This window comes from Chryseobacterium sp. DZ-32, from assembly GCF_059587025.1.
The window spans coordinates 1-15,761 of record NZ_JCAIOM010000010.1 but is presented as its reverse complement, the minus strand read 5'-3'; the positions used below and the strand labels follow the sequence as shown (position 1 = coordinate 15,761).

At 37.8% G+C, this 15,761-nt stretch carries 13 protein-coding genes; 7 read left to right on the top strand and 6 right to left on the bottom strand.

Features of this window, described 5'->3' with window-relative positions:
• The first annotated feature begins 10 nt into the window (after positions 1-10).
• From cysI to AC59HC_RS12530, 3 genes are all read left to right on the top strand, one after another.
• A complete protein-coding gene (gene cysI / locus AC59HC_RS12540; RefSeq protein WP_496558699.1) occupies positions 11-1,687 on the top strand; it encodes an assimilatory sulfite reductase (NADPH) hemoprotein subunit in 1,677 nt (558 codons plus the stop codon).
• Positions 1,688-2,072: 385 nt separating this feature from the next.
• On the top strand, positions 2,073-4,949 hold the full coding sequence (locus AC59HC_RS12535; protein WP_496558698.1) for a TonB-dependent receptor: 2,877 nt from the start codon (positions 2,073-2,075) through the stop codon (positions 4,947-4,949).
• A 5-nt stretch (positions 4,950-4,954) separates the two neighbouring features.
• Positions 4,955-6,472 (top strand): TSUP family transporter, encoded by a 1,518-nt coding sequence (locus tag AC59HC_RS12530; RefSeq protein WP_343638315.1) that lies wholly within the window; start codon positions 4,955-4,957, stop codon positions 6,470-6,472.
• Between the two features lie 462 nt (positions 6,473-6,934).
• Here AC59HC_RS12530 and AC59HC_RS12525 read toward each other — a convergent pair whose 3' ends face one another.
• The 5 genes from AC59HC_RS12525 to AC59HC_RS12505 form a co-directional block, all read right to left on the bottom strand.
• Positions 6,935-7,624: a type 1 glutamine amidotransferase domain-containing protein gene (locus tag AC59HC_RS12525; protein ID WP_496558697.1), complete on the bottom strand. Its 690-nt coding sequence runs from the start codon at positions 7,622-7,624 to the stop codon at positions 6,935-6,937.
• A gap of 7 nt (positions 7,625-7,631) precedes the next feature.
• Positions 7,632-8,540, bottom strand: coding sequence for a helix-turn-helix domain-containing protein (locus tag AC59HC_RS12520; RefSeq protein ID WP_343638311.1), 909 nt, complete (start codon positions 8,538-8,540; stop codon positions 7,632-7,634).
• A 121-nt stretch (positions 8,541-8,661) separates the two neighbouring features.
• Positions 8,662-9,597, bottom strand: coding sequence for an NAD-dependent epimerase/dehydratase family protein (locus AC59HC_RS12515; protein WP_496558795.1), 936 nt, complete (start codon positions 9,595-9,597; stop codon positions 8,662-8,664).
• A 454-nt stretch (positions 9,598-10,051) separates the two neighbouring features.
• A complete protein-coding gene (locus AC59HC_RS12510) occupies positions 10,052-10,531 on the bottom strand; it encodes a DoxX family protein (RefSeq protein WP_496558696.1) in 480 nt (159 codons plus the stop codon).
• A 201-nt stretch (positions 10,532-10,732) separates the two neighbouring features.
• The gene (locus AC59HC_RS12505) at positions 10,733-11,716 is read right to left on the bottom strand and encodes a polysaccharide deacetylase family protein (RefSeq protein WP_496558695.1); all 984 of its coding nucleotides are present in this window, start codon (positions 11,714-11,716) and stop codon (positions 10,733-10,735) included.
• A gap of 90 nt (positions 11,717-11,806) precedes the next feature.
• On the opposite strand from AC59HC_RS12505, the gene AC59HC_RS12500 reads away from it, so the two are divergent.
• Genes AC59HC_RS12500 through AC59HC_RS12490 form a run of 3 tightly spaced genes read left to right on the top strand, consistent with a single transcriptional unit; the run spans position 11,807 to position 13,419 of the window.
• Positions 11,807-12,652, top strand: coding sequence for an AraC family transcriptional regulator (locus tag AC59HC_RS12500; protein WP_395973667.1), 846 nt, complete (start codon positions 11,807-11,809; stop codon positions 12,650-12,652).
• A gap of 59 nt (positions 12,653-12,711) precedes the next feature.
• The gene (locus AC59HC_RS12495; protein WP_343638303.1) at positions 12,712-13,173 is read left to right on the top strand and encodes an NUDIX hydrolase; all 462 of its coding nucleotides are present in this window, start codon (positions 12,712-12,714) and stop codon (positions 13,171-13,173) included.
• A gap of 18 nt (positions 13,174-13,191) precedes the next feature.
• A complete protein-coding gene (locus AC59HC_RS12490) occupies positions 13,192-13,419 on the top strand; it encodes a hypothetical protein (protein WP_062669420.1) in 228 nt (75 codons plus the stop codon).
• A gap of 69 nt (positions 13,420-13,488) precedes the next feature.
• On the opposite strand, the gene AC59HC_RS12485 is transcribed toward AC59HC_RS12490, so the two are convergent.
• Positions 13,489-13,980 carry a hypothetical protein gene (locus tag AC59HC_RS12485; protein ID WP_062669418.1) on the bottom strand — a complete coding sequence of 164 codons (492 nt, stop codon included), beginning with the start codon at positions 13,978-13,980 and terminating at the stop codon, positions 13,489-13,491.
• Between the two features lie 213 nt (positions 13,981-14,193).
• Here AC59HC_RS12485 and AC59HC_RS12480 point away from each other — a divergent pair, with 213 nt between their 5' ends.
• Entirely contained in the window at positions 14,194-15,402 is a 1,209-nt protein-coding gene (locus tag AC59HC_RS12480; protein WP_411413146.1) for an SH3 domain-containing protein, read from the top strand.
• Positions 15,403-15,761 lie beyond the last annotated feature (359 nt).

Sequence of the window (15,761 nt, the reverse complement as noted above, 5' to 3'; positions counted from 1 at the left end):
GGAAACGATTATGAACAACAATAAAGAGAACCTTTCACCGGTAGAAAAAATTAAAACCGGCAGTAACGGACTCAGAGGAACTTTAAAGGAAAGTCTTGCAGATAACTTCACCGGAGCCATCAGAGAAGATGACCAGACTGTGATCAAATTTCACGGAATGTACCAGCAGGACGACAGAGACAGAAGGGAAGAGCGTGTCTCCAAAAAACTGGAATGGCTGTATTCTTATATGATCAGGTTAAGACTTCCCGGTGGTTTTTTAACTCCGGAGCAATGGGTAGGATTGAATGAAACGGCTGAAGATCATTCTACGGGAACGATAAAAGTGACTACCAGGCAAACCATTCAGCTGCATGGTATTTTAAAATCTCATTTAAGACCTACCATTCAAAGTTTCAATCTTCAGCATCTGGATTCAATTGCCGCTTGTGGAGATGTCAACAGAAACGTAACCTGTACAGCCAATCCTTCGGAATCCCCTTTACAGCAGGAAGCCTACGAACTGGCAGGTAAAATCAGTGAAATGTGTCTTCCGAAAACCAAAGCTTATTATGATATCTGGATTGATGATGAACTTCTGGTAGACCGTAAAGCAGAGGAAGATCCTTTGTATCAGGACAGATATCTTCCTAGAAAACTGAAAATAGGAATAGCCGTTCCACCCAATAACGATGTGGATGTATTCATCAATGATATTGCTTTAATCGCGATTATCGAAAATGATAAAATCGTAGGTTACAATATTGCTGCCGGAGGGGGATTAGGGGCCACTCACGGAAATGAAGCCACGTATGCCCGTCTTGCTTCCATCCTTGGATTTGTGGATACCGAGGAAAAAGTATTGAAAGCCGTGTACGAAATTATAACGGTACAAAGAGACTTTGGTAACAGAAGCGACCGGAAATTATCAAGATTAAAATACACCATTGATAAATTAGGTATCGACCAGTACAGAGCTGAAGTAGAAAAGAGAGCAGGCTTCAGTTTTGAGCCGGCCCGTGAATTTAAGTTTACACAAAGAAAAGACCGTTACGGCTGGATACAGAATCATGAAGGGAAATGGTTTTACACCGTATTTGTAGAGCATGGAAGAATCCTTGATATTGAAGGATATCCTTTAAAATCGGGACTATTAAAAATTGCACAGACAGGGAAAGCCAATTTCCGTTTTACCTGCAACCAGAACCTTATTCTGGCTGATATTGATGAAAAAGACAAAGCTGAAATTGAACATATTTTAAAAGAATATGGTATTTCAGATTCTACCAATGGGGCCAGTGCTTTACGTAAAAACTCTGTTGCATGCGTAGCCTTGAACACCTGTTCACTGGCTCTGGCTGAGGCCCAGCGTTATCTGCCTTCCCTCGTCACCAAAATAGAACCTATCCTTGAAAAATATGGTTTGTTGGAAGAAGATATCACGATCCGTATGACAGGTTGTCCCAATGGCTGTGGAAGATCTCCCAATGCTGAAATCGGATTTGTAGGTACAGCTTATGGGAAATATAATCTTCACATTGGGGGAGACCGCCTGGGAATGCGGCTGAATACAAAATTTAAAGAAAATATTGGTGAAGAAGAAATTTTGACCAATCTGGATGAACTTTTCGGGATTTATGTACAGAAAAGACTTGCAGAGGAAACATTTGGTGATTTTTCATACCGTTACTTACATACCTTAAATTAATTATATGGCTAATTTTCATTATGATCTGAAAAAAAACAAAAAAACTCAACCTCTTCATTTTGGCGGACGAATGTGTATGTGTTGTTGATTCTCAAATAACAATACAAACAAGCTGTTTGAAGTTTTTCGATTCAAAACCGCAAAAGTCACAAAAGTTTTAAACACTTAAGCTTTTTAAGAGCCAAACTTTGTGCATAATAAGTACACCTAAGTTTTGTAAAATCTTTGATTTTCATCTAATGTGAACTTTTCTACAGTGTCATTTTTAAACTTACATAATTGAACTAAATTGTTTTAAAATGAAAACTTTTGTGCCTTTTGTGGTAAAAATAATCAATGTAAAAATTCAGGCAGCTTCATTCTCAACCTTAAAAATGAAGAAAAAATGAAAAACAAAAAGCAGGGAAATTTTCTACCAAAAGCAGGCATTATTGCATTTACATTTCTATTTTTTAACCTGGCAGAAGCTCAGCAGCAGCTTATAGAGCTTAGCGGAAGCATCAAGAACACAGGAACACACAAAGGTCTTGACTCCGTAAAAGTACAGATCGAAAATACACAGGATAACGCATTCACGGATCAGTTGGGTAACTTCAAAATCAGAACAAGAGTTACCATTCCATTCCGGGTGGTTGTTCAGAAAGATGGTTTTAGCAGTCAAACTGTTGAAATCCTTTCGCCTTCCAACAAAATAACGATAGGCTTAAACCCTCAGAATACCATTATTGATGATGTGGTAATTTCTGCCTCCAGAGTTCCGGAAAAAATATTAAGATCTCCGATCGCCATTGAAAAAATTGATATCAAAACCATCAGGGAAAGTCCGGCTGCTTCGTTTTATGAAACCCTGGAAAATGTAAAAGGACTACAGCTTTTAACCTCAAGCCTTACGTTGAAAATTCCTAATTCAAGAGGTTTTAATTCGCCCAATAATTTCCGGTTCATGCAGCTGGTAGATGGAGTAGATGTACAGTCGGCAACATTGGGAGTGCCGCTGGGAAATGCTATAGGACCTACAGAACTGGATATTCAATCTATGGAAGTGACTCCGGGAGCGGCTTCTGCATTGTACGGAATGAATGCCATCAACGGACTGGCAAGTTTACAGACCAAAGATCCGTTTACCTCTGAAGGGATAAGTGTTTATTTCCGTGGCGGAGTAAATCATGTAGACAATGTGAACCATAAAATAAGTTCTTTGGGAGAAAGTGCTGTCCGTTTTGCAAAAGTGATCAATAAAAACTTTGCAGTGAAAGTCAATGCCTCTTATTTCAGTGGAACCGACTGGATATCCAATAATCTGACAGATCAGAATCCAGGATCATTAGTCACCGCCAATCCTAATTTTGCTTTGCCCAACAATCCCGCAGAAGATCTTTGGAATAAGTATGGAGATGAAAGAAACAACCGCGTTGCCGTAAAAGTAGATTACAATGGAAAACCTACCACATTCAATGTTTCCCGGACAGGATATCTGGAAAAAGACCTGGTAAGCCCTGACGTGAAAAATATCAAGTTCGATGCTGGATTATATTACCGTTTCGGAGATCAGTGGAGAACATCTTATGTATACCGTTACGGCTTGCTGGACGGAACTTTCCAGAGAGGGAATAAAATCCGTTTGCAGAATGCCACAGTTCAGAATCATAAAGTAGAACTCACAGGAAAAGAATTAACCTTCAGAGCTTATGTATCCATAGAAAATACAGGAGATTCCTATAATCTCAAACCTTTGGCAGATAATCTTGATCTGACAAATCTTTCCAATACCAACTGGAAAAATATATTCCAGACCGCACTTCAGAACAGCCTGAATGCCGGAACCAATCTTAATGAAGCGTTTACTCTCGCCCGTCAGGAAGCTGATAAAAACAGGGTTGTACCAGGAACTGCAGCCTTTGAACAGCTAAAAAATACCATTATCGGAATTAATAACTGGGATTCAGCCAATGGAGGCGTAGCAGGAGCTCCGGCAACAGGAGGAGCCAAGCTTGAACAGAAATCCCGCTTTTATCAGGGGGAACTGACCTATGATTTCAGCAGGTTTGTGAAGATATTCAACCTTCTTGCAGGAGTAGATTACCGTTTGTACAGCATTACTCCGGATGGAAATAACTTTGTTGATTTCAACCGTCCGGTCAATGAAAGAAACATTCCTTTAGCCAATGGTACTTTCGGGAAAGATGTTATCTATCAGAAATATGGGGCTTTTGCACAGATTACCAGGCTTTTCTTCGATGATAAAGTAAAAATTAATGCCGCTTTACGGATCGACAGAAACCCGGAATTTGAAGCCAAACTAAATCCAAGAATAAGTGTAGTGTATTCCCCAGTAAAACAGCATAATTTCCGGGCCTCTTTTCAAAACGGCTATCGTTTTCCATCTTTATTTGAAGCCCTTTCATTCGTGAATAACGGAAATGTAAGAAGAGTAGGCGGACTTTCAAAAGTGAATGATGGATTAGGCTATCTGGAAAACTCTTATACGCTGGCATCCATCGATAAATTTACCTCAGCAGTAAACGCTGATGTTGACGCAGGAAAAACCCAGGCTCAGGCAGCTCAGGATAACAAACAGCTTTTAACGGTAGCGAATCTTCAGAAATTACAGCCGGAGAAAATCAATTCGTTTGAAGTAGGGTATAAGTCTACTTTTTTCAATAATAAACTGGTGCTGGACTGGGATTTTTATTACAATACCTACGAAGGATTCCTGGGCCAGGTAGAAGTGGCTGTTCCTAAAAACAGCCAGGTAGGAAGCAATACCGCTGTTCTTGCCATGCTCGACAGAAGTAAACAGGACCGATACAGGGTTTATACCAACAGCAACAGTACCTACAAAAGCTACGGAACATCTTTAGGAATCCGATATAATATCACAGGAAATTACAATATCAACACCAATGTTTCCTATAATGATCTGGCTTCCAACAATTCTTCAGACCTGTTTATTACAGCTTTCAACACTCCGAAATGGATGGTAAATGTAAGCTTAGGAAACAGAGAGATTGTTAAAAATATAGGATTCACTCTTGTAGCCAGATGGCAGAGCGGTTTTATGTGGGAAAGTCCTTTAGCATCCGGAGAAATTCTCGCTTATTACACCATTGATGCACAGGCAACATGGAAGCTTCCTGAAATCCGTGCAAATATTAAAATAGGAGCTACCAATCTGCTGAACCGCCGTTACTTTCAGTATGCAGCAGGTCCTGAAATCGGAGGACTGTATTATCTCGCTTTTACGTATGACTTAAAACTGTAATCAGGATGAGCAATTCTTTATATCCCATATTTTTAAAACTTGAAAACCTGTCGCTGCTGATCATTGGCGGCGGCAAGGTTGCCCTTGAAAAGCTGGAATCTGTTCTGGGCAATTCACCGGAAACATCCATCAAACTGGTAGCCAAAGAAATCATTCCGGAGGTCAGAACTTTACAAAATCAGTTTTCCAATATAACACTGCATGAAAGAGCATATGACGATCATGATTTTAACGATACTGATCTGGCCATTATTGCGGTAAATGATATTGAACTGGCCGGGGAAATCAGAGAAAAAGCCCAGCAAAAAAGTGTACTGGTCAATATTGCGGATAAACCTGATCTTTGTGATTTTTATTTAGGATCCATTGTTAAAAAGGGAAGTCTTAAAATAGCTATTTCCACCAACGGAAAATCTCCAACCATCGCTAAAAGATTAAGAGAAACCTTTACCGAAGTGATTCCTGACGAAATGGATCATGTATTGGACAATATGCAGCATATCCGTAATCAACTGACAGGCGATTTCAATTATAAAGTAAGAGAACTTAATAAGATTACAACAGAATATCTGTCCGACGGAAAAGCTTCTTCAAAACCGGATATCGAAATTCAAAAGCTGATCAGTATCACCAAAACAGCCCAGAGAAAAGCCAATATTTATCTGGCCATCATTGGTGTTCTACTTCTTTTCGCGTTATTTGGCCTTGTCGTGTATCAGTTCAATTTATCTGATGATATTCAGCATTTTCTGAACAAAGATGGCCATATTTTTTACTGGATGCTGTTTGCGGGCTTTATGGCAGAAATTGTCGCCGGATCTATGGGAATGGGCTACGGAGTGATATGTACTACAATTCTTTTATTACTAAATGTTCCGCCGCCGGTTGTAAGTGCCAGCATTCACTCTGCGGAATCGTTTACCACAGCGGCCGGAAGTTTCAGCCATTATAAATTGGGAAACGTGAATAAAAAAATGGTCTGGGTGCTGTTTCCATTGGCTATTGTGGGTTCTGTTATCGGTGCTTTAACACTGTCTCATTATGGTGAACATTATGCTCACATCGTAAAACCAATTATTGCCTGCTACACGCTCTATCTTGGAATTAATATCTTAAACAATGCATTTAAAGATAAAAAAACCGGACAAGCGAAAGCCAAACGCAGAACCAATCTCAGAATATTAGGATTGGCAGGCGGCTTCATAGATTCTTTTGCCGGCGGCGGCTGGGGACCTTTGGTAACCGGAACGCTGATCAAAGAGGGAAGGATTCCCCGATATGTAGTGGGAAGTTCCACTGTTGCAAAGTTTTTACTAACCATTACCAGTGCCATTACCTTTATTTTTACGATAGGTATCCACCATTGGAATATTGTTCTGGGACTTTTATTGGGTGGTGTTTTTACCGCTCCGTTTTCTGCGATGCTTACATCAAAGCTTCCGACAAAGAAAATGTTCGTGGTAGTGGGAATAGTAGTAATTATAATGAGTCTGGTGACAATAACAAAATCATTTTTATCATAAGAACAAATATAAAAACAGAAAAAAAGTATTAAACGCAGAGATTTTAATGTTTACTTTATTTTGAGGCATCAGGGGGGAAATTAATGATGCAGTGTATTGACACTATCATTACTCATTTTTAGTAAGAATCTGAAACCATTAAAACTTTGCGTTTTTTTATTTTTTTTTAAACTACATATAAAATGTTTTTGGAAAACGCAAAGACGCAACATGATTAATAAAAAACTGCTGTAAGGCGCAAGAATTTTATCTCCGATAAAATTAAATACAGGATACCTTAGTCTCTCATCAATTATTTAGATTTCGCAATTGATTCTTTTTGAGCGCATGTATAGCCAAACCTTCATCAGCGACATAGTCGCAACCATTTGCTCACTTTATTAAAAAGCTTACTTTTTTAAGCTTTGCGTTTTACTTTTCGCTTTATCTTACAACATATATTGTACTGTCAATCCCCGCTCTTTATTTTTCAAGCTCACGAATTACTACTTTAGCCATTTCTTTAGAACTGAAAGGATTTTGCCCTGTAATCAAATGTCCATCAACAATAACGTTAGAAGTCATTGGAATAAATGCTTTTTTGTAATGTACGTCCCGTTCTTTAAGAGTGGCTTCCAGGTTAAAAGGTACTTCATTTTTTCTTCTGGCCAGGGTTTCTTCAAACCAGTCAAATCCAGTAATCGATTTACCTTTAATCATATATGCTCCTCCTGAAAGCTCTACATTCAACAATCCTCCAACTCCATGGCAGATTGCAGCAACCATTTTATTATTTTCATACTGATCTCTGAGTATAGTCTGTAAAGTAGTATTATCAGGGAAATCATACATCGTTCCATGTCCGCCGGCCAGATAAATGCAGTCGAAAGATTCATTCTTTACCTCATTGAGACTTTTTGTATGGGCCAGTTCATTCATGAATTCAGGATCTTCATAATATTTTTTTGAAATTCCATCAAGGACCAGAGGTTTCAGGCTTTCGGGGTCAACAGGAGTATTTCCTCCTTTTGGAGAAGCTATGGTGATCTGCCATCCTTTTTCCTTTGCCGCATGATATATATGGGTAAGCTCGCTCAGCCATAAACCTGTTTTAAACTTACCACTGGCATACTGATCTATATTCGTTACGATTAGCAATATTTTTTTCATCATGATACGATTAATTAAAAGATTTTCTGAATTCTAAAGGTGAAACAGTAGTTTGGTTTTTAAACAAACGGTGAAATGACTGCGGATGTTCAAATCCTAAATGATAAGCAATTTCAGAAACAGATAAAGTAGTAGTGGAAAGCAGTTCTTTGGCCTTTTCAATCACTCTGTTCTGAATATGCTGTTGTGTGGTCTGTCCTGTATGAACTCTTAACATATCACTCAGATAATTGGGGCTGATATTCATCTGAGCTGCCACAAATTGTACAGTAGGAATCCCGTCAATCAGCAGTTTTTCATTTTTAAAATAATCATCCAGTAAAGTTTCAAGCTGTGTCAAAAGATCATGATTCACCTTTTTCCGTGTTAAAAACTGGCGGTTGTAAAATCTGTCGCAGTATTTTAACAGTAAATCAATGTTGGAAACCAGCAAATCCTGGGTGAAATTATCCATGTTGGCTTCTATCTCCCTGCTGATATTATCCATGATATCCGTTACGGATTTTTCTTCCTTTTCGGAGAGATACAAAGCTTCATTAGCAGAATACGAAAAATAACCATAATTCTTTATGATAGCGGCCAATGGATAACCTTGTAAAAAATCAGGATGAATAACCAGTACACTTCCTCTTACTTCGGAAAGCAGAATATCTTCAAACTGTAATACCTGATGGGGAGCAATAAAATACATGATTCCATCCTCAAAATCATAATAATGCTGTCCGTATTTACATCTCCCTGCACAATCTTTTTTAAGGGAAACCACGTAAAAATCTGTGGTCACAGTACTCAGAACAGTCTTCGGATCTATAGTTACTTCATTAAAATCAAACACACTGATCAAAGGATTAGACGGTCTTTTCAGATTCAGATACCTGTGTAATGCTGTGATGGAGGTTACTTTTTCTGGAGCTTTCATTTTATTTCTTTTTTACCACCCCGTCAAAAATTCTTTGAATTTTCGCCACCCCTCCGGAGGATGGGAATATTTTGTCCTTCGGTTGTGGTATTGGTGTTTCTAAGGTACTCATTTTAAGTGATTATTTTGTCGCTTGCTGTTCTTTTTTAATCTGTTCAATTCCCTGTCTGTAAGTAGTTACCGGAAATTCCGGGAATCTCTTTCTGAATTTTGAATCATCAAACAGGTTATCATATTGATATCTTGGAAGCAGTTCCAACAGCTCTTTTGCATTTTTATTGAATAAGGATCCGATTGAAAAGGCGAGCTTTGGAATAACCGAATATTTCAGTTCTTTTCCATAAACCTCAGAAGCCAGCGCAATGAATTCCTTATAATTCAGCTTATGATCATCTACAGGTAAATGCCATGTCTGTCCATAAGCATCCGGTGTATTTCCGATCAAAGCAGTGGCACGGCTCGCATCGGGAGTCCAGATCAGGCTTCGTAATTTATCATCTCTTAAAGGGACTTTCAGCTTTTTGTCTTCTTTAATGGCATTAAAAACAAGACTGTTGGTAATACTCTGCGTTTTTCCGGGACCATAAAATTCAGGAGCTCTGCAGATGACTGCTTCTATGGTTCCTGCTTTCATTTCTTTTAAAAGCATTTCGGCCATCTGTTGTCTTACCCTTCCTTTTCTTCCCACAGGAGCGAATCCGGTTTGTTCCGTTAAAACTTCATTATTTTGAGGATACATATAGGTATTATCAAAAAACACCAGCTTTGTTCCGTTGATTTTACAGGCTTCAATAACATTTTTCATGATGGTCAGAAACTGCTTTTCCCATAAACCTGTATCCATAGGAAGTCCCAGGGTAAAATAAGCGATTTCACTTCCTTTCACAGCTTCAACTGCCTTCTCCCTGTCTGATAAATCTGCGGAAAAAACAGTATCTGTATCATTTACTTTTTTTGCCTTTCTGCTGACGATACGGAGATCTGAAGTATAATTCCTTTTCAGTTCTCTTGCCAGCTCTTCACCAATCTGGCCGTTGGCTCCTAATATAGTTTGCATCATTTTTAAATTTTGAGGGTTACCTATTTCACTGAAAATAAACCCAATACTTTCAGTTTCTTTTATTTCTGATACAAAATTCGGGCATAACTATAAAAACAGAGTAACTGAATCTAAGGAAGTTGTAACATAATCTCTGAACAATGTAAAAAAGCAGGAAAATAATTAGGCTGAGAAAATAAAAATACTGCATTGAATCATTTTTAACCACAAAAGGCACAAAAGATTTAAATACTTCAATTTTTTCAGAGCCACACATTGTGTGTAATAAGTACACCAAAGTTTTGTGAAAATCAAAGATTTTCATCTTATGTGAACTTTCCTGCGATATCATTTTACCTAAATAAACTTAAGTGTATTAAAATGAAACCTTTTGTGACTTTTGTGGTTGGATAAAGAGTAAAAAAATTTATACTAATCAGGTAATTCTTTACTTTTTTCAGCCTTACTGTTTTTATTTTCGATCCAAGGCCAGGTAATTATCCTCAATTCTGCTGATCAGAATATAGAACAGGCCTGCATAGATCATCTGAATGCCCATTGCTTCCCAGTTTTCAACAGTACTGCTTCCAAAAAGGAGCAGGATAATCAGAGAAGCTCCGGCCATCGCCGCAATACGGGTTTTAAAACCAATGATCAGCAGAAGGCCGATTGTAAATTCGAGAAAGGGGAGAGTGACACTAAAAAGATGGACCAATGGCTGCGGAAGCCAGCTTGTTTCAAAACCCTTCATCATTCCTGATGCAAAGTCCTGCAATTTCATGAGACGAACCAATCCGTGTCCCAAAAGGTTAATTCCCATCGATACACGAAGGAAAAAATAGGCTGTTTTTGTGTTATTCATAAAGGTATTTTTTTTAGGATGGAAACGGGAACCCGGATGCTGGAAGATATAAATCTGCTGTGATTCACTTTTACTGTGTTTTTCAATCATTCTCTAATTTGTTTTTACAGACTTCGATAACTTCAATCTTCCAGCTTCCTTACTTATATTTTTTGGATGGAAGCGGGAAGCTGGATGCTGGAAGGCATAGATCTGCTATGATTCACTTCTACTGTGTTTATCATTATTTCAATTATCTCTAATTTGTTTTTACAGACTTCGATAACTTCCTTCCTCCAGCTTCCAGCTTCCTTACTTATTAAACTTTTCTTCACTATTATCAACCGGAGTATACGGATCGTTCATCACCATTTTGGCAATATCATCTTTTCTCATAAAAACGACTCCCTGTTTTTGTTGTGTATATTGAATAAATTCCTCCATGGCATGTACCATTGCAGGAGTTCCACCGATTCTGTCATGAAAACTGATACTCATCATTCTCCTTTTGGAAGCTCCTTCTTCATACAAGCGGTCAAATTCAAATTTCAGCTGGGCCAAAAACTGCTCCGGGCTCCATTGTTTCCCTTCAATATTGACAATATCATTGTTACGAAGCGTATAAGGAACGACTACAAAGTTTTTTCCTTTTACTTTAGTTATAAAAGGTTCATCATGGCTTAGATCATCAATATGATACAGAAAACCCAGTTCCTGTAATACTTTAAGTGTATTCGGGCTTCTTCTCAACCAGTTGGCATTATAACCAACAGCTTTCTGCCCTGTAATTTTTTCAACAACATCCACACCTTTCTTTACGAAATTCAGTTCGTCAGCATAATTTTTATTCCACTGGTTATCCCAGGTAAAGCCATGAGCTGCAATTTCATGACCTCCGTTTGCAATAGCTTTAGCGACTTCAGGATACTTTTCAGCAGCAGTTCCTACGACATGAGAGGTAACTTTAATGTCATATTTTTTCCATAAATCCAGCATACGGTAAATTCCTTCATTTCCTCCGTAGCGGTACCAGCTTTCTGCGGGAAGATCCGGCTGTCCTTTAGGAAGAGGAGTTCCACTGAAAGGACTTTCAGCGCCTTCCGGCTGTCCGCCGGTCTCAAACTGCATAGAAACGGAAATGACCAATTGAGCACCATTCGGCCAGTATTTTTTTGCCGGAGCCTGTTTTTCATGCTGTTGCTTTTTTTCTTTTGTATCCCTGTCATGATGATCAGAAAAAGACATCAGAACAATTGTTGAGGCAAGCAGCAATACTGATTGTTTTATATATTTCATTTTGAATGTATTGATAAGGCAAAATTCATCAATAATCCATTGGCATATATTGTAAAAATTAATGGTAATTTTGTAAAAATTCATTCTGCTATGAAACGAATCGTTAATTTCAACTCTTTTAATGTTTTCAGCATTGAAAAGGAAAACTGGGATGTTGAATATCACAATCATAATTTTTATGAACTGATCATCATAGAAAGCGGAAAAGGATTTCATCACCTCAACAACATTACTTTCCCTTATAAAAAGGGTGATGTTTTTCTCCTGAGACCCAGTGACGGACATGAATTTTCAATTAAAAACAAAACAAAATTCATTTATATAAAATTTACAGAACAGTATATCTGGGAAAATCTTCTGCTAAATAAAAAAAATGAACTTAAAAAGATTGTACAGCTCCTGATGGAAGATCATTCCTTCGTGTACGAATCGGCGATTAAGAGTAAAACAGACAGGGAGCATCTTTTACAGCTTGCCCGGATTCTTCTGTATGAATTCAGCCATAAAAATACCTATAACAAAGAGATAACTACTGATCTGTTTTCAAGCATTATGACTATTTTGATCCGGAATACAATGCAAAATGCCACTGCAAAAAACTGGCTCACCCAAAACCTTAACAAAATTGAAAAGATCATGTACTATATCAATGTCAATGCTCTCGATGCTGATAAAATGAAAATTGAGAACCTGGCTGAAGAATTTATGCTTTCTCCCAATTATATCAGCATTTATATCAAAAAACAGACAGGCTTCTCCATACAACAGCATATTATACAATATAAAATAAAAACGGCTGAAAAGCTTTTACTTCAGAGTCATTATAATATCAGTGAAATTGCTGACAAGCTGGGTTTCAATGATGCCAGCCACTTTAATAAAATATTCAAAACGTACAAACAAATGTCACCCTCTCAGTTTAAAAAGAAAGGCTGATCTTATTGATCATCTGATTATATTTTTTTTATATCTTTAATAATCAAATCTTTAAACCCATGAAAACAAGTTCCGGGATTCTGCTCTTTAAAAAAGAAAAAGACAGTCTGTATTACTTTCTGGTTCATCCCGGCGGCCCTTTCTGGAGAAATAAAGATTCTGGCGCATGGTCTATCCCCAAAGGAGAAATTCTTCCTGATGAAGATCCATTAGTGAGGGCATTAACGGAATTTAAAGAAGAAACAGGTACAACAGCAGAAGGCCAATTCATAGAATTATCACCCATCAGACAAAAAGGAGGAAAAATAGTTTATGCATGGGCCCTGGAAGGAGATATTGATACATCAGACCTTTACAGCAACAGCTTTCCACTAGAATGGCCGCCTAAATCCGGCAAAATAATTGAAATTCCCGAAGTGGACCAATGGGAGTGGTTTGCTTCAGAGGAAGCACAAAAACGGATCAATCCGGCACAGAAAGATTTCATTACAGAACTTGAAAGTATATTAAAAAATCACTAACACCTAACAACAAAAACCATGAAAAAATTAAACAGAAAAACATTAAAAAACATGATCGGAGCCATTGGAATAGAGCTGAATCTTCCTCTTCCTGTAGGCGTTTGCCTTGGCAATCTGCTTTCCCTTTGTCCTCCTCACTCTCATTGCCGAGCAGATGAAAGGTGCTATCCTGATGCTGCCGGCCCTTGCATCAACGGGCTTTGTCCATCAGGCTACCACTGCCATTCGGGAGAATGTGTCAGATAGAATAAGAAAACAAAAAACCTTTATCAGTGCTGATAAAGGTTTTTCATTATTATATAGTACAACTATTATTTATCGTTTTATTCCAATTGCTTTTAATGCACTGGATGTTAAAAAGATATCATCAAACACCGTCAGTGATTCTACATCATTGAAACCTGTAGGGATCAGATCATTTTTATTAAAAGACAATTCGATAGAAGGGTCGTATGAAGCAATGATTCTCACTTTTGAATATCCATTATAATCTACCTTAAAACCTTCAAACATACAGTTCTGCTCAGCCTTCTGGTACTCTGCATATTCTTCAAAACCTACAATATCCGTTCTTCTTCCATCGTTATGGTCAAGAGATTTCCATGCGGTATAATTTTTCGGTTCTTTCAGAATATTTCCTTTACGGTCTACAGGAACAAACATTCCAAGAGTTAAACGCTTCTTTAAGAAATTGGCATAATTATTCATCAGATTCAAAATCTGAAGATCGGCATATCCTTCGTGTGAATAATATTCCAGCACGAAAGTTGTCATCGGAATCAGCTTAAGAGAAGCATCAGTGGGCATAATGAGTTTTTACTTTTTTGGCCGATAAAAATAGTATTTTTATTTACTTTACCCAATGGGAACAGATGAATAGGATGGAATTTATACCCATTCTGAATAACAATAACTTTGGCATAAACCCTGATTTTTCATTATTTTTGAAGGAATAACCACAGAAACCATTATGAACCATCTGCAAAAAACAGGATCGTTTTTGTGGATATGCATTACAATATGTTGAATAAGATACTATTGGCAGCCGGCATTTTTCAGTGCTGCTTTTATAATACCATGGCACAAAGCCCTGGCCAACGCCCTGTTTATACGTCAGAATGGGGATATCTCTTTCGTGAAAGTGGAAAAAATAAAGATCTTTTAGGAATATTTTCTACCGAAGCTCCTGTTTATGTTCTGGATTCAACCCAAACGCAATACAAAGTACAGGTAAGCAACGGTGATATTGGATTTATAGACCGTCAGCCGTTACAAAAAAGCATGCGTGGGAAAAAGTCTGCCGGCGAACCCGCTCAGTATTTTTATAGAGGAACAGAAGGACATCAATGTCCACATTTTTATGTGCAGGTATCTGAGCTGCGTGTACGAAAAGCTCCTACCACAGAAAGTACAGCCATACGCAGGGCTGCTTTAAACGAACTTGTCTGTATAGATTATGTTCCTTTATATGAGGACGGCTGGATTTATATCGGGGATCATTTTCATGAGAATCCGGAATATATCCAGATGAAATACTTGGGAACCGGACTTACTTACGACAGAATTCTTAAAGATTATCTCGCAGTTAAAGGTAAAAACAAGGAAAAAGAACTGGCTCAGGTGGGAAGATTACGTGAAATTGCATGGCAGGAAGATAAAAACCTTAAACAAGCATTACAGTACTGGAAAGAATCCAATACCAGTGTAGAAAATCCAAAAGTAGATATTGATTTTGAACTTCTTCTGGCAGATCAACTGGCAAAAAAACCTGGAACTGAAGCTTATGAAAAAAAGCTGAAAGCCTTAAATATGCATTTTGTATGGAAAGAAACCAAGCTTTTTGACGGAAAAATCACTGATGCACAGATGAAACAGCTGGAGATGCAGAAGGTAAAAGACATTCCCAATACCCCTGAATGCGGCTGGGATCCTCAATATTTTTACAGAACCTCTGATATGATGGTTGCTTTTGAAGAATATAAAGGAAAAGTTTCCGGAAGCATTTACAAAATGTCCTTCAACAATGGCGAAGCTGTGATTCTGGGAAATGAACGTATGGATTCTAATTATAACGAAAAGGATTTTGTCAACCATTTTGGCGAATTGCTTTCAACACGCTGGATTTCTTCTCCACACGAATATCACATTCAGAATGGAGATGCCGGGCTCTTTATTTTTACTTTTAAAGAGGGGAAACTTTTCAGCTATGAATGCATGTATTATTGTTAAATGAATTGTTAATTATATTGATCAATAGAGGCGGGTTTTAACCCGCACATTTTATTATTTATTTTTCAAAGGTTTCAGCCTGAACTTAGCCAATATTAAGTTTTGGCTGAAGCCAACGTATCTGTATCTAATTGTTAAAACGGGCTAAAGCCCGTTCCTATTGAATATTTACATTTGTCTCTGCTATAATACCAGAATTATATATCAATAGAAGCGGGCTTTAGCCCGTTCAAATAAATAAACAAAAATCCACCGGCTTTAGATTCTGTGTTAACTTCCAAATATTTTTTATACATTTATATTTATAAAAGCGACCTTGAGTTAGCTTGCGTAGGGTGAACGTCTTTGATTTTTACCCT

Coding starts and splice junctions, on each gene's coding strand:
- cysI (WP_496558699.1), top strand. CDS start 11: ATGAACAACAATAAAGAGAACCTTTCACCGGTAGAAAAAATTAAAACC.
- AC59HC_RS12535 (WP_496558698.1), top strand. CDS start 2,073: ATGAAAAACAAAAAGCAGGGAAATTTTCTACCAAAAGCAGGCATTATT.
- AC59HC_RS12530 (WP_343638315.1), top strand. CDS start 4,955: ATGAGCAATTCTTTATATCCCATATTTTTAAAACTTGAAAACCTGTCG.
- AC59HC_RS12525 (WP_496558697.1), bottom strand. CDS start 7,624: ATGATGAAAAAAATATTGCTAATCGTAACGAATATAGATCAGTATGCC.
- AC59HC_RS12520 (WP_343638311.1), bottom strand. CDS start 8,540: ATGAAAGCTCCAGAAAAAGTAACCTCCATCACAGCATTACACAGGTAT.
- AC59HC_RS12515 (WP_496558795.1), bottom strand. CDS start 9,597: ATGCAAACTATATTAGGAGCCAACGGCCAGATTGGTGAAGAGCTGGCA.
- AC59HC_RS12510 (WP_496558696.1), bottom strand. CDS start 10,531: ATGATTGAAAAACACAGTAAAAGTGAATCACAGCAGATTTATATCTTC.
- AC59HC_RS12505 (WP_496558695.1), bottom strand. CDS start 11,716: ATGAAATATATAAAACAATCAGTATTGCTGCTTGCCTCAACAATTGTT.
- AC59HC_RS12500 (WP_395973667.1), top strand. CDS start 11,807: ATGAAACGAATCGTTAATTTCAACTCTTTTAATGTTTTCAGCATTGAA.
- AC59HC_RS12495 (WP_343638303.1), top strand. CDS start 12,712: ATGAAAACAAGTTCCGGGATTCTGCTCTTTAAAAAAGAAAAAGACAGT.
- AC59HC_RS12490 (WP_062669420.1), top strand. CDS start 13,192: ATGAAAAAATTAAACAGAAAAACATTAAAAAACATGATCGGAGCCATT.
- AC59HC_RS12485 (WP_062669418.1), bottom strand. CDS start 13,980: ATGCCCACTGATGCTTCTCTTAAGCTGATTCCGATGACAACTTTCGTG.
- AC59HC_RS12480 (WP_411413146.1), top strand. CDS start 14,194: ATGTTGAATAAGATACTATTGGCAGCCGGCATTTTTCAGTGCTGCTTT.